Origin of the sequence: Boseongicola sp. (genome assembly GCA_014075275.1) — a bacterium.
Lineage (GTDB): Bacteria > Pseudomonadota > Alphaproteobacteria > Rhodobacterales > Rhodobacteraceae.
Window position 1 is genome coordinate 1,545,915 of sequence record CP046179.1, and the last position, 13,903, is coordinate 1,559,817.

A 13,903-nucleotide genomic window follows, 5' to 3' on the forward strand; every position below is an offset into this window, starting at 1 on the left:
TTGCACCAACCGAAATTATGAGGCACCTCGGTAATCACCGGTAAACAGACCATATTTATGCTAGGAATTTGTGATGGATTACACGCGGATAGACCCAGACACCAAGCCTTCCGAGGAAGTTGATGTCCGCGAGACATTTGGCATTGATACCGACATGAAGGTGCGCGCGTTTTACGAGTCAAACGAGCGGGTCCCAGAGGTTGACCCAACCTATAAGTTTGACCCCGATACAACGCTGGCCATCTTAGCGGGATTTCAGTTTAACCGTCGTGTCCTGATCCAGGGTTATCACGGAACAGGTAAATCGACCCACGTTGAACAGGTGGCTGCGCGCCTGAACTGGCCCTGCGTAAGGGTAAACCTCGACAGCCACATCAGCCGGATCGACCTCATCGGCAAAGACCAGATCAAGATCGACAAGGGCATCCAATATACCGAATTCCAGGAAGGGATTTTACCCTGGGCTTTGCGCAATCCGGCGGCAATCGTTTTTGACGAATACGATGCCGGCCGCGCCGATGTGATGTTCGTCATCCAGCGTGTTCTGGAAGTTGACGGCAAGCTTACCCTGCTCGACCAAAACGAGGTCATCGACCCCCACCCATATTTTCGTTTGTTTGCAACCGCTAACACCGTGGGTTTGGGGGATACAACCGGGCTGTATCACGGAACACAGCAAATCAACCAAGCGCAAATGGACAGATGGACCTTGGTCGCGACACTGAACTACCTCAGTCATGCAGCAGAATCTGCAATTGTTCTGTCAAAAGCACCTCATTACAACACCGAGCGCGGCCGCAAGATCATTGCGCAGATGGTGACCGTCGCGGATCTGACACGAACCGCCTTTATGAACGGCGATCTGTCGACAGTTATGAGCCCCCGGACAGTGATCGCCTGGGCGCAAAATGCCGAAACCCTGCGGTCAGTCGGATATGCGTTCCGCCTAACATTCCTGAACAAGTGCGACGAACTTGAACGCCAAACCGTTGCAGAATTCTATCAGCGCTGCTTTGACGAAGAGCTTCCCGAAAGCGCAGCAAGCGTCGCATTCTGATGTCCCCGCGCCAAGATTTTTTACAAAAAAATCTTATCCGAATTTTCACTGAAAATTCGGCCGCAACGGAGCGAGCACGATGAGTTCAAAAAAAGATAACCCGGCCGACCCGTTCAAAAAAGCCTTGGCAGAGGCCACCAAAGTCTTGGCCAATGACCCAGAGCTTGGGGTGAGTTTTTCGGTTGATCCACCCGGAAAATCGCAGGAAATGGTCCGACTTCCGCAAGTCACTCGGCGGATGACAAAGGACGAGGTCCTTTTGGCCCGCGGCACTGCTGATGGCTACGCATTGCGTCACAGGTATCACAACGACAAAACCTTTAACCGTTATACCCCTGACGGCGACATGGCCCGCGACATCTATGAAGCCATGGAAGTGGCGCGCTGCGAGGCCGTCGGCGCGATCGACATGCCGGGCACCGCTGGAAACATCGACGCCCGCATCGCGCACGAAGCCGTACGACGAGGATACGGGCAAATTCGCGAATCCAGCGAAGCCCCGCTGGCTGTCGCTGCGGGATATCTTGTTCGACACCTTGCCACAGGCAGACAGCTGCCCGAGGGCGCCGACAACATCATGAATTTGTGGCGTGGATTCATCGAAGAACAGGCCGGCGGGACATTAGACGATCTAAATAGCGTCTTAACAGACCAAGCCGAATTTGCGCGCTTTGCGCGCCAGGTCATCACTGATCTAGGCTATGGTGACCAGTTGGGCGACGATCCGGATTTGGACGATCCCGAACAAGACGATCAGGCCGACGAAAGCGCCGAAGAGCAGGAAAATCCGGACAGCCAGGGCAATGAAGACGGCGAGAGCGAAGACGCTTCAGAAGCCAGCGCCGACCAAAGCCAAGAAGCTCAGGACGATCAAAGTAAGGCACAGCTATCTATGGACGATATGTCCGATATGGAGATGGGCGACGAGGCCGAAATGCCCGACGCCGAAAGTGAGATGGAACCACCTCCGCCTGCGCCAATAAGCGACGCTGATCCGAATTATTCTGTTTATTCAACAGAGTATGACGAAGAAATCAAAGCCGAGGATCTGGCCGAGCCAGCGGAACTGGAACGCCTGCGTGCTTATCTGGACCAACAGCTTGACCCGTTGAAAGGTGCCGTCAGCCGTTTGGCCAATAAATTACAGCGTCGCCTTATGGCCCAGCAAAACCGGTCATGGCAATTCGATTTGGACGAGGGTATTCTGGACGCCGCGCGTTTGGCGCGCATTATCGCAAATCCGACGATTCCACTGGCCTATAAGCAAGAATCTGACACTGAATTTCGCGATACAGTTGTGACGCTGCTTTTAGACAACTCGGGCTCGATGCGAGGCCGGCCAATTTCCATCGCCGCAATCAGTGCCGATATTCTGGCCCGCACGCTGGAACGCTGCAACGTCAAGGTCGAAATCCTGGGATTCACGACCCGTGCGTGGAAAGGTGGTCAGGCCCGCGAAGTCTGGCTTCAGGATGGTCGGCCACAATTGCCGGGCCGCCTCAATGATTTGCGCCACATCATATACAAAAGCGCTGATGCACCGTGGAGACGCTCGCGCGACAATCTGGGGCTCATGATGAAAGAGGGCCTGCTCAAGGAAAACATTGATGGCGAAGCTCTGGAATGGGCATATCGTAGACTGATGGCGCGCCGTGAACAGCGAAAAATCCTAATGGTAATCTCGGACGGGGCACCAGTTGATGATTCAACATTGTCCATCAACCCGGCAAATTTCCTTGAGAAGCATCTGCGCGACGTCATAAATTTGGTCGAGAAACGCAAAGCTGTCGAACTTTTAGCGATCGGCATTGGCCATGATGTCACCCGGTACTATGAAAGAGCTGTCACTATCACTGACGTCGAACAACTGGCCGGTGCAATGACAGAACAATTAGCCGCTTTGTTCGAAAGCAATCCCCGCGCCCGTGCCCGCCAGTTGCGGCAAAAACGGGCCATCTGATGTTTCAGAACTTCGAGGCCAGTTCCTCGCCGGATCAGGGACCACCACGATTGAAAGCGCTGCGTGCCGTCCTGGAAGCCACTGAATTGGATGGGTTTATTGTGCCGCGCGCGGACGCCCACCAAGGCGAATACGTAGCCCCAGCCGATGAGCGCCTTGCCTGGCTAACCGGTTTCACCGGTTCCGCCGGTTTTGCCGTCGTTCTAAAAGATGACGCCGGTATTTTTATCGACGGACGTTATACGGCACAAGTGCGCGATCAGGTCGACACCGAGCACTTTACACCCGTTAACTGGCCCGCAACCCGCCTTGCGGACTGGGCTATGGCGCGATTGTCGGACGGCGATTGCCTGGCTTTCGATCCATGGCTGCATACCGTGGATGAGATCCGCCAGTTGACCAAATTGCTCGAACCAAAAGGCATCGAAATCACCTATTGGGACAATATGGTCGACGAAGTTTGGGAAGATCGCCCGGCTCGCCCGACCGCGCCGATGCGCGTTTTTCCAGACAGCATTGCCGGAAAAACCGCTGCCGAAAAATGCGATGCGGTAGCCGAAGATCTGAAGGCAGCCGGGCACAAGGCCTGCGTGATTACGCTGCCGGATTCCATATGCTGGCTATTGAACATCCGCGGCAGTGATATGGCCCATAACCCATTGGTCCATTGCTTTGCCGTAGTTCACGACACTGGAAGTGTGGATTTGTTTTCGGACGCTCCGGCAGACGAGGCCGTAGTTAGCCACCTTGGCGCGCGCGTGACCAGACATGCATACGATAGGCTGCTGGAATTTTTTGAAACTCTGACTGGAAAGATCAGAATTGATCCCAAATCTGCGCCACTTAAGGTCGAAGCACATCTGTCGGGGCAAAATCAGCTCGCACCCGGCGCGCCCGAGCCAGTTGATGGCCCCGATCCCTGTGTCATGCCAAAGGCCCGAAAGACCGAGGCCGAGATCACTGCAACGCGCGAAGCGCACTTGCGCGATGGCGCAGCAATGGTCGAATTTTTAGCGTGGTTTGACAGCGAGGCCCCAAAGGGCGATTTGACTGAAATCGACGCTGCCAAATCACTTGAAGGCTTCCGGCGCGCGACCAACGCGCTACAAGAAATCTCATTTGATACCATCTCAGGCGCCGGTCCAAATGGCGCAATCGTGCATTACCGCGTCACTGAAGACACCAATCGACCGATCAGAACGGGCGAGTTGTATCTTGTTGATTCTGGTGGGCAATACATCGATGGCACGACAGATATCACCAGAACACTGGTGGTTGGCGAGCCGAGCGCAGAACACCGCGCAGCGTTCACTCGTGTGTTACAAGGCATGATCGCCATCAGCCGAGCGCGGTTTCCGCGAGGTCTTGCAGGACGAGACTTGGATGCCCTGGCGCGCGCGCCGCTCTGGATGGCTGGGCAAGACTATGACCATGGCACCGGTCATGGTGTTGGTGTCTTTTTGAATGTTCACGAGGGGCCACAGCGTTTGTCGCGCATCTCCGAGGTTCCGCTTGAACCAGGCATGATCCTGTCGAATGAGCCGGGTTATTACAAAGCCGGTGCGTTCGGCATTCGAATCGAGAACCTGATCGTCGTTCAAGAGGCTCCAAAACTGGGCGATAATCGTGATCACTTTGACTTTGAAACATTGACCTATGCACCGATTGATTTGCGACTTGTCGACCCCGAACTTTTGGGTCCTGGCGAACAAAGCTGGTTGAATTCGTACCACCACAAAGTCCGCCAAAAACTCGAAACCAGAGTATCGGCTGAAGCCCGTCTCTGGTTAATTGACGCAACCAGACCTATCTAGGGCTGAAAGACATTCGAACAGCCCTTTGTTACTATGCGAAACCAATCATAGGGGGTCCCTTTTATGGCCGACCGCATCACAATCAGCCCTGCCGCCGGCACCTGGACTATTCGCGCAGGCGGCGCGATTCTTGGCGAAAGCACAAATGCGCTTGAATTGAAGGAAAACGGCTACCCTACGCGCATCTATTTCCCACGCGACGACATCGCCATGGCCTTTCTGGATGACAGCGACACCAAGACCGTCTGCCCCTACAAGGGCGATGCAAATTACTTTTCGATTGTGACCAAAAGCACCACGATCAAGGATGCTGCGTGGAGTTATGAAACTCCGATTGAGAGCGTCTCCGAAATTGTGGGCCACCTGTCCTTCGCTGATGACGAGCGCATCACCATCGAACAGATCTGACCTCGAAAATTAACCTTCGTTAACTGTGTTCTTCCGCCGCTGTAGCGGCCAACGCTCGGTTGTAGGCACGCAGGGCGTCCACATGGAAAAGCGCCCCATGTATTTGCGGTGCCTCGCCTTCCTCCCCAACGGTCACCACTGGCAAAAACTGCCGCCCAGTCGTTTCAAACAAGGGCAATGCCGTCTCAAGCGTTGCGTTCCGCCTCACCCAATGTCCCGCTTCAATCGCCTCCCAAACGGCATCTTCTGGCGCGGCGCGCGGGTCGTCCATAGGTCGCATCACGTTGGCCACCCGGTACATCGACAACAGATAGGCCTGCGGCCCGGCCGCCAGATGAATGTTGCGACGCTCTAGCTGCGTTAAGAAGAATGAACGGTCCACCAGTCGCGAGGCAATTGCCGTCGACATTGACACCGCCACCATCACCGCCAGCCCTGTCTGCCAATCCCCGGTCAGCTCAAACACGATCAAAGTCGTGGATATTGGCGCGCCCAGAACCGCCGCCGCAACCGCGCCCATGCCGGCCAACGCATACAGTGTCTCGGACCCGGACACGTTGGGGAATACGCTGGTGGCGATCAATCCGAATGCCAAGCCCAACAGCGCACCCACCATCAAAGATGGCGAAAAGACCCCACCACCCATGCGCCCACCCATAGTGATTGCCACCGCCGCAACCTTCAGAACACAAAAGACAATCGCCTCATGCAGCAGCAAGGACCCCGTCAAAGCTGCCGAGGTCGTCTCGTATCCAACGCCGATGATATGAGGAAAGAAAATCGCCAATCCACCCAGCATCGCGCCCGCAACAGCGGGTCGTAAATACCGCGGCATACCCGACCGTCGCCGCACGAAGCTGGCAAATGTATCCGCCAGAAAGATCGCCCGCATCATAATAACGGCCGCCAGACCCGACACCATTCCAAGGATCAGAAAAGCAGGCAATTCGACATAAAACGCCAACCCGCCTTCCGCCAGCAGGCTGAACTCTGTCACATCACCAAATGCCAAACGGTTGATCACAGTGCCCGCAACACTGGCTATTACAATCGGCGCGAATGCATGCACCGCAAAGTGGCGCAATACCACCTCCAGCGCGAACAAGGCCCCGGCAATCGGCGCGTTGAACGACGCTGAAACCGCTGCCGCCACTGCGCAGCCCAAAAGATCACGCCCGGTTATTTCGTCGGCATTCAGCCGCGTTGACACCCAGGCAGATATCACCGCAGCCAGGTGCACCACCGGCCCTTCCCGTCCAGTCGATCCTCCGGTACCCAGCGTCACCATTGAGGCCAGTGCCGAAGCCAGCCCTGCGCGCTTTTCAACCCGCCCGTCATGCATCGCCGCGCCTTCAATCACATCGGCAACCGACCGAACGCGCCCATCCGGCGTAAACCGGTTCAGGATCAACCCAACAATCAAGCCCCCGAATATCGGGATAATTAAAATCAGATACCAGGGAAGGGTTTCCGCAAATGAATGGATCAGCCGGACATTGTCGGTGCCATACAGCGTTTCCTGCAACCAGTTGACCCCGGCCCGAAATAAGATGGCCGCAAACCCTGACGCAATCCCGATAAACAACGCGATAAACCAGAACTGGATCCGGTTCGGCCCTCGGTGTCGGATGACGCGCCAACCGGACTTGCAGGCGGACAAGACCTCCTCAAGTTGACTGCCGATCATCGTTTTGCGGGGGGCGTCCATCGTCGGGATCCCGCGCGGAGCTTTTCTAACAACTCAAAGCTCTGGGTGGTCCGCGCGCCCGGCTTCGACCCGCATCGCCTACTTGCGGCGGGTAACACCCGTGTTAGGCCAGCGCTTGCATCCACGAAACCCCGAATTCACGTTGCGCTTCCATATGTTACCAACTGTGATGGGATTACGCCGTGAACATGGGGGTATGGCCGCACCTCTCACCATCCCGTGACGATGATGACAGACCCCTTGCGCCACCGTCGAATGGCGCACACCTTCGGCATCAAAGCATTTAGGAGACCTCGCCCATGAGTATGGAACGCTTCACCTTTGACGGCCACGCAGGCGACGCGCTTGCCGCCCGTCTCGATATGCCCGATGGCCCACATCTTGCGACCGCCCTGTTCGCCCATTGCTTCACCTGCGGCAAAGACATCACCGCCGCCCGCCGCATTGCGACGCGCCTCAGTTCAATGGGCATTGCCGTCCTCAGGTTCGATTTCACCGGCCTCGGTCATTCCGAAGGTGAGTTTGCGAATACAACTTTCACGTCCAACGCTCAGGATCTGGTTCGCGCCGCCGCCGCGCTGACAGATCGCGGGCACGCGCCCACTCTGATCATCGGCCATTCTCTCGGTGGCGCTGCTGTCTTGAAAGCCGCCACGGATATCCCATCGATCAAGGCTGTCGTCACCATCGGCGCGCCCTTCGATCCCGGCCATGTCACCCATAATTTCGGCGACGCACTGGACAAAATTTCTAGCGATGGCAAGGCCGAGGTTTCGCTGGCTGGCCGCCCCTTCACCATCGGCAAAGACTTCGTCGATGACGTCGCAGGTGCTGCCCTGACCCCCTCTATTGCCCACCTCGGCAAAGCACTGCTGGTCATGCACGCGCCATTGGATGAAACCGTCGGCATTGAAAACGCGACCAACATCTTCATGGCAGCCAAACACCCGAAAAGCTTCGTCACCCTTGATAACGCCGACCATTTGGTCTCGCGTCCGGCAGACGCCGAATACACAGCCGAGGTCATTGCCGCCTGGGCCGGACGCTACCTCGACCTAAAAGCCCCAGCCCCGCCCCCCGGCGCACCAGAAGGCATCGTGCGTGTGGCCGAGGCCGATTCCAAAGGTTTCCTCCAGGACGTCAACGCAGGCCCTGCCCACCACACACTGGCGGACGAGCCCGAAGCCTACGGCGGCTCCAACCGGGGCATGACGCCCTATGGCTTCCTGTCGGCGGGTCTTGGTGCCTGCACATCAATGACGATCCGCATGTATGCCCGGCGCAAAAAGTGGCCGCTGACTCATGTCTTCGTCGACGTCAGCCACGACAAGCTGCACGCTCAGGACGCCGGAACTACCGATAGTGCCAAGATCGACGGCTTTCGCCGCGAGATCCATCTGGAAGGTGATCTCGATGAAGACCAACGCGCCCGCCTTCTGGAGATCGCCGACAAATGCCCGGTCCACAAGACGCTGGAACTTGGGGCCAAAGTCGAAACCGTTCTGAAAACCGGCTAAAGCCCTTGCACACCTTCGCCCTTCAAAGCGTTAACCTTAACACCCATTAAGGTTAACGCCCCTTTCCCGAATTACTCGCGTTCCAAAACCGCTTCTTCTGATCTCTCGTGCATTGCAGATGCAATGCACTGCCGACAGGCGATTGCCATCCATCGCCGATAGGAAAATACTCCGATCGGGGCAGAGCCCCAAACAAGCCAGAAATTTCACGCGACAATTAGGCAGGCTTGCCAGCCCCTATCACAAAAAATTTGACCAAATGGTCAATGTTGATTATTCCCCCGCCCCATGCCACGCTGAAAACATCCTTTCCAAAGGCTGCTGCCATGCCCGCCACAACCGCCACCAAAACTACCGCAACGCTCGCCCATCTGCCGCAGGCGATCGAGCCGCGCAATCCCGGCACCGTGCTGGATCTGGATCGCATCACTAGCCTTCAGGCCAACACCAGCGCCATTGAACGCCGCGCCGCCACCCTGCCCGGTCGCCGCTCGGTAAAGAAAGACTTCCAGGCCGCCTGGCACCTGCGCGCCGTCACTATGATCGACCTAACCACGCTGTCGGGCGACGACACCGAAGGCCGCGTTCGCCGCCTTTGCGCCAAGGCTGCGAACCCCATCCGCGCCGAACTCCTCGACCAACTTGGCATGGACCCGATCACAACTGGTGCCGTCTGTGTCTACCACGACATGATCCCCACCGCCGTCAAAGCCCTCGAAGGCACTGGCATCCCGGTCGCCGCCGTCTCAACCGGCTTTCCTGCGGGCCTCTCACCCCTGCATCTGCGCATCGCCGAGATTGAAGAAAGCGTCAAAGCCGGGGCCAAGGAAATCGACATCGTCATTTCGCGCCGTCACGCGCTTACACAAAACTGGCAGGCGCTTTACGACGAAATGCGCGCCTTTCGTGCGGCCTGCGGCGACGCCCACGTCAAAGCCATCTTGGCCACCGGCGAACTTGGCACGCTCAGGAACGTCGCCCGCGCCAGCTGGGTCTGCATGATGGCCGGGGCCGATTTCATCAAAACTTCAACCGGCAAAGAACCCGTCAACGCCACGCTACCTGTCACCCTTACTATGATCCGCGCGATCCGCGCCTATCATCAGGCCACTGGCTACCGAGTCGGATACAAACCCGCAGGCGGCATTTCCAAAGCCAAAGACTCCGTTACCTATCTTACTATGATCAAAGACGAATTGGGCGACCGCTGGCTGCGGCCCGACCTGTTCCGCTTTGGGGCATCGTCCCTTCTGGGCGACATCGAACGCCAGCTCGAACACCACCTGACGGGCCGCTATTCGGCGGGCTACCGTCATCCGGTCGGATAAACAGATGCTGGATCTCAGACCCAATTGCGAATGCTGCAATACAGACCTCGCGCCTGACAATGATCAGGCGATGATCTGCACTTTTGAATGCACATTTTGCCGAACCTGTGTTGAAACCCGGCTAGACGGCACCTGCCCCAACTGCGGCGGCAGCTTCACATCACGACCAATTCGCCCCGAAGCCATGCTGGTCAAATACCCGGCCTCGACCAAACGCGTTTCCAAACCTGAAGGATGTGACGCATGAACGTCCGCGAAATCTTCGACACCATGGAATACGGCCCCGCCCCCGAGGATGCCTCGGAAGCGCTGAAATGGCTCGCCAGCCACGACAAGAAATTCGGCCACATGATCAATGGTCAGTGGACGAAACCAGCCCAGACCTTTGCCTCCAAGAACCCCGCCACCGGCAAAGCTCTGGCCAAAATAAGCCAAGCCAAGCCGAAAGACATCAACGCCGCCGTCGCCGCCGCCCGCAAAGCGCAACCGGCATGGGCCAAAGACGCCAAGAAACGCGCCCGCGTCCTCTACGCGCTGGCCCGTCTCGTGCAAAAGCAGTCCCGCCTCTTTGCCACTCTAGAGACCCTCGACAACGGCAAGCCCATCCGCGAAAGCCGCGATATCGACATCCCCCTCGTCGCCCGCCACTTCTATTATCACGCGGGCATGGCGCAATTGATGGACGATGAACTGCCAGACCGGCAAGCATTGGGCGTCTGCGGCCAGATCATCCCATGGAATTTCCCGCTTCTGATGCTGTCCTGGAAAATAGCGCCAGCGCTGGCCATGGGCAACACCGTGGTGCTGAAACCGGCGGAATTCACCTCGCTGACCGCACTTCTTTTTGCAGATCTGGCACGAGAGGCTGGCGTTCCGCCCGGCGTTCTGAACATCATCACCGGTGATGGCGCTGCGGGCGAGATGATCGTCAATCACAAAGACATCGACAAGATCGCCTTCACTGGCTCCACTTCCGTTGGGCGAAAAATACGAGAAGCAACAGCGGGTTCCGGCAAGAAGCTCACGTTGGAACTCGGCGGGAAGTCTCCCTACATCGTCTTCGACGACGCCGACATTGATTCAGCTATCGAAGGCCTCGTTGACGCCATTTGGTTCAATCAGGGCCAGGTTTGCTGCGCCGGTTCGCGCCTTCTCATTCAGGAAGGCATCGCAGACGATTTCTATGCGCGCCTGAAAACCCGCATGGACACCCTCCGTCTGGGCGACCCGCTGGATAAATGCATCGACGTCGGCGCCGTGGTCGATCCGACCCAGCTTAAGACCATCAAAAACCTTGTCGGCTCCAGCGGCGGCGATATATACCACGCCTCCACGCCAATCCCCGACAAGGGCTGTTTTTATCCGCCAACTCTGATCACCGGCCTGTCCACGGCCGATAAGTTGATGCAGGAAGAGATTTTCGGCCCCGTGCTTGTCGCCACAACCTTCCGCACGCCCGAAGAAGCGGTAGAGCTGGCCAACAACACACGCTACGGCCTTGCCGCGACCCTTTGGACGGAAAACGTAAACCTCGCCCTCGATATCGCCCCTAAACTCGTCGCCGGGGTCGTCTGGGTTAACGCCACCAATCTCTTTGATGCTGCCGCCGGTTTCGGCGGCGTGCGCGAAAGCGGCTTTGGCCGTGAAGGCGGCTGGGAGGGCCTCCTAGCCTACACCAAAGCCAAAGGCACTGCTAAATCCCTCACCGCCATCACACCTGCAGCCGCCCCCGCCAAAGCCGCGACCGATGACATGGACCGGACCGCAAAACTTTACATCGGCGGCAAACAGGCGCGCCCTGACGGCGGCTATTCCCGCGCCATCTGGTCGCCAAAAGGCAAGCTCCTCAGTCACGCGCCGCTGGCCAACCGCAAGGACCTCAGGAACGCTGTCGAGGCAATGAATGCCGCCAAGGGCTGGTCAAAAACTACCGGTCACCTGCGCGCGCAAATCCTCTACTACCTCGGCGAAAACCTCTCTGCCCGCGCAGATGAATTTGCCAGCCGCATCAACCAGATGACCGGCAAACGCACAGGCGCGACCGAAGTCGCCGACAGCATCGACCGCCTCTTCACTTGGGCCGCTTGGGCTGACAAATATGACGGCCGCGCCAAGGGCGTGCCGCTCCGGGGCATTGCCCTAGCGATGAACGAACCCGTCGGCAAAATCGCCGCCTTCGCCCCCGACGATCACCCCCTTCTCGGCCTCACCAGTCTCATCGGCCCCGCACTTGCCATGGGCAACCGGATCACCCTCTTGGCAAGCGAACCCTACCCCCTCGCAGCCACCGATCTTTATCAGGTGCTGGAAAGCTCCGACGTCCCCGGTGGCGTGGTCAACATCCTGACCGGCAGCCACGCGGAACTTGCCCCACAGGTCGCGGGCCACATGGATATTGATGCAGTCTGGAGCTTCTCGTCCGCGAACCTGTCAGCAGAAATCGAACGGGAAAGCGCCCATAACCTCAAACGCACCTGGGTCACCAACGGCAAAGCTCACGATTGGTCCAACGCCAATGCCAGCTCATTCCTCGCCGCCGCAACCGAGGTCAAAACCATCTGGGTGCCCTACGGCGAGTAATCCAGTCTTCTTTTGATCAAAAATACTCCGGGGTGAGGGCCAAAGGCCCGAGGGGCAGCGCCCCTTCCCCCCGCGACGCCGTAAGGCGGCGCAAATGATGGAAATCTGACGCCGACAGGCGGCGCAAACAAAAAACACCCCCGACGCAATCCGCGCCGAGAGTGCTTATCATCTCGCGATCAGAAAGACCTTAGTTCAGCTCTTTCGCCTCAACGGCCTTGGTCTCAATCGTATCGCCACTGGCAATCTCGATCCGACGTGGTTTCAGCGCCTCAGGCACCTCGCGCGTCAGATCAATATTCAGCATCCCGTTCACATGGCTGGCACCTGATACCCGCACGTGATCGGCCAGGGTAAAACGGCGCTCGAACGCGCGTGTGGCAATCCCGCGATGCAGGAATGTCCGCTCTGCCTCGTCACTGGCCTTGCGGGCGGTCACGATCAGCGCGTTTTCCTTCACTTCAACGCCAAGGTCTTCGTCGCCAAACCCGGCAACGGCAATCGAAATCCGCCAACCATCTTCCGACGTTTTCTCAATGTTATAAGGGGGATAGGACGGTGCGCTTGACGTATCTGTCGACACCCGGTCCATTAAATCCGCGATCTGGTCAAATCCGACGCTGGCGCGGTAAAGCGGTGCAAAATCATAAGCTCTCATGTGGGTCATCCTTTTTATAAGCGATCCCGTGGGCGCCCCCCGGTCAACCGGCAAGGCAAAATAAAAGCAGAGCCGCGATAGGCCTCTGCCCCAATCACATATGAACAGATTTTTGGGCTTCAAGCCCCCAGCATTGAGCTACTTGAACTGGTCCAGCAAAGGCACCAATCGAAGTTCAACATTCGCGCCCTGCCCAACAGGTTGAACCCTAACGCGCGATCGGCTGGACAAAACGGCGACAAGCTCTACGCGGTCGTTCAACTTCCGCAAGATCGGTGCGCCGCTTTCGCCCCCCCGAACCGGACAGCCCAATGTCACCAAACCGCGTAATCCAGTGATGACCTCGCAAATCCGCTGTCGAGGTTTGAAACTTGCGTCCGGACGCCAACTAGCCAGAAACAACCGCTCGCCTAATTCGGCGCCCAAGCCCTGGCTGAAGGGCACTGCTACATCGTTGGGTATCGGGGCTTTCAATTTCAGTGCCGCCATGTCGAACCTCAACCGATAATTCGAAAACCCGCCTGAAAGTTCATAGAGCGGGTGCACCGCAATTGCATCGACACCGTACTCACGTCCGCGCACACCATCACCAGGACGAAATACCCAACCCACGGGCCCATCGCCCGCATTTCTCGCTGAAAAAGCCACGCAGTGGGCTGCCGTCAAAACCACGTCCGGCTCAATCAATGAAGCTGAACACGTCTTGGTTTCTCCGTTTTCGATGACCAACTCGATCCGACCCGCCGCCGCCATAGGATCAGCCTCGGCCAAAAGAACGATCGGAAAGCAAAAAAATGCAAAGCCCAGGGTAACTGTCAGAATTCGCAACGTCATAAACCAAAGGTTCCCGACGCGCCCACACAGGTCAAGTCC

The 13,903-nt window shown here is 57.5% G+C and carries 11 protein-coding genes; 8 read left to right on the forward strand and 3 right to left on the reverse strand.

Features of this window, described 5'->3' with window-relative positions; translation table 11 throughout:
* Positions 1-73: 73 nt before the first annotated feature.
* From cobS to GKR98_07795, 4 genes are all read left to right on the forward strand, one after another.
* The gene (cobS, locus tag GKR98_07780) at positions 74-1,057 is read left to right on the forward strand and encodes a cobaltochelatase subunit CobS (protein ID QMU58103.1); all 984 of its coding nucleotides are present in this window, start codon (positions 74-76) and stop codon (positions 1,055-1,057) included.
* Between the two features lie 79 nt (positions 1,058-1,136).
* A complete protein-coding gene (gene cobT, locus GKR98_07785; protein QMU58104.1) occupies positions 1,137-3,017 on the forward strand; it encodes a cobaltochelatase subunit CobT in 1,881 nt (626 codons plus the stop codon).
* A complete protein-coding gene (locus GKR98_07790; GenBank protein ID QMU58105.1) occupies positions 3,017-4,831 on the forward strand; it encodes a M24 family metallopeptidase in 1,815 nt (604 codons plus the stop codon). The genes cobT and GKR98_07790 overlap by 1 nt, the downstream gene beginning before the upstream one ends.
* A 63-nt stretch (positions 4,832-4,894) precedes the next feature.
* Complete coding sequence (locus GKR98_07795) at positions 4,895-5,239, forward strand: DUF427 domain-containing protein (protein ID QMU58106.1); 345 nt, start codon at positions 4,895-4,897, stop codon at positions 5,237-5,239.
* 19 nt (positions 5,240-5,258) lie between these two features.
* Here GKR98_07795 and GKR98_07800 read toward each other — a convergent pair whose 3' ends face one another.
* Positions 5,259-6,947, reverse strand: coding sequence for a chloride channel protein (locus tag GKR98_07800; protein QMU58107.1), 1,689 nt, complete (start codon positions 6,945-6,947; stop codon positions 5,259-5,261).
* Between the two features lie 299 nt (positions 6,948-7,246).
* Here GKR98_07800 and GKR98_07805 point away from each other — a divergent pair, with 299 nt between their 5' ends.
* The 4 genes from GKR98_07805 (at position 7,247) to GKR98_07820 (ending at position 12,372) form a co-directional block, all read left to right on the forward strand.
* Positions 7,247-8,464 (forward strand): alpha/beta fold hydrolase, encoded by a 1,218-nt coding sequence (locus GKR98_07805; GenBank protein ID QMU58108.1) that lies wholly within the window; start codon positions 7,247-7,249, stop codon positions 8,462-8,464.
* A 326-nt stretch (positions 8,465-8,790) separates the two neighbouring features.
* Entirely contained in the window at positions 8,791-9,792 is a 1,002-nt protein-coding gene (gene deoC / locus GKR98_07810) for a deoxyribose-phosphate aldolase (GenBank protein QMU60020.1), read from the forward strand.
* Between the two features lie 4 nt (positions 9,793-9,796).
* Complete coding sequence (locus GKR98_07815) at positions 9,797-10,039, forward strand: DUF1272 domain-containing protein (protein QMU58109.1); 243 nt, start codon at positions 9,797-9,799, stop codon at positions 10,037-10,039.
* Positions 10,036-12,372 carry an aldehyde dehydrogenase family protein gene (locus tag GKR98_07820; GenBank protein ID QMU58110.1) on the forward strand — a complete coding sequence of 779 codons (2,337 nt, stop codon included), beginning with the start codon at positions 10,036-10,038 and terminating at the stop codon, positions 12,370-12,372. The genes GKR98_07815 and GKR98_07820 overlap by 4 nt, the downstream gene beginning before the upstream one ends.
* A gap of 190 nt (positions 12,373-12,562) precedes the next feature.
* On the opposite strand, the gene GKR98_07825 is transcribed toward GKR98_07820, so the two are convergent.
* Positions 12,563-13,030 carry an Hsp20 family protein gene (locus GKR98_07825; protein ID QMU58111.1) on the reverse strand — a complete coding sequence of 156 codons (468 nt, stop codon included), beginning with the start codon at positions 13,028-13,030 and terminating at the stop codon, positions 12,563-12,565.
* Between the two features lie 138 nt (positions 13,031-13,168).
* On the reverse strand, positions 13,169-13,864 hold the full coding sequence (locus GKR98_07830) for a trypsin-like serine protease (GenBank protein ID QMU58112.1): 696 nt from the start codon (positions 13,862-13,864) through the stop codon (positions 13,169-13,171).
* Between the last annotated feature and the right edge of the window lie 39 nt (positions 13,865-13,903).

Bases quoted from the DNA above. Each gene is read 5' to 3' on its own strand.
- cobS (QMU58103.1), top strand. From the start codon at position 74: ATGGATTACACGCGGATAGACCCAGACACCAAGCCTTCCGAGGAAGTT.
- cobT (QMU58104.1), top strand. From the start codon at position 1,137: ATGAGTTCAAAAAAAGATAACCCGGCCGACCCGTTCAAAAAAGCCTTG.
- GKR98_07790 (QMU58105.1), top strand. From the start codon at position 3,017: ATGTTTCAGAACTTCGAGGCCAGTTCCTCGCCGGATCAGGGACCACCA.
- GKR98_07795 (QMU58106.1), top strand. From the start codon at position 4,895: ATGGCCGACCGCATCACAATCAGCCCTGCCGCCGGCACCTGGACTATT.
- GKR98_07800 (QMU58107.1), bottom strand. From the start codon at position 6,947: ATGGACGCCCCCCGCAAAACGATGATCGGCAGTCAACTTGAGGAGGTC.
- GKR98_07805 (QMU58108.1), top strand. From the start codon at position 7,247: ATGAGTATGGAACGCTTCACCTTTGACGGCCACGCAGGCGACGCGCTT.
- deoC (QMU60020.1), top strand. From the start codon at position 8,791: ATGCCCGCCACAACCGCCACCAAAACTACCGCAACGCTCGCCCATCTG.
- GKR98_07815 (QMU58109.1), top strand. From the start codon at position 9,797: ATGCTGGATCTCAGACCCAATTGCGAATGCTGCAATACAGACCTCGCG.
- GKR98_07820 (QMU58110.1), top strand. From the start codon at position 10,036: ATGAACGTCCGCGAAATCTTCGACACCATGGAATACGGCCCCGCCCCC.
- GKR98_07825 (QMU58111.1), bottom strand. From the start codon at position 13,030: ATGAGAGCTTATGATTTTGCACCGCTTTACCGCGCCAGCGTCGGATTT.
- GKR98_07830 (QMU58112.1), bottom strand. From the start codon at position 13,864: ATGACGTTGCGAATTCTGACAGTTACCCTGGGCTTTGCATTTTTTTGC.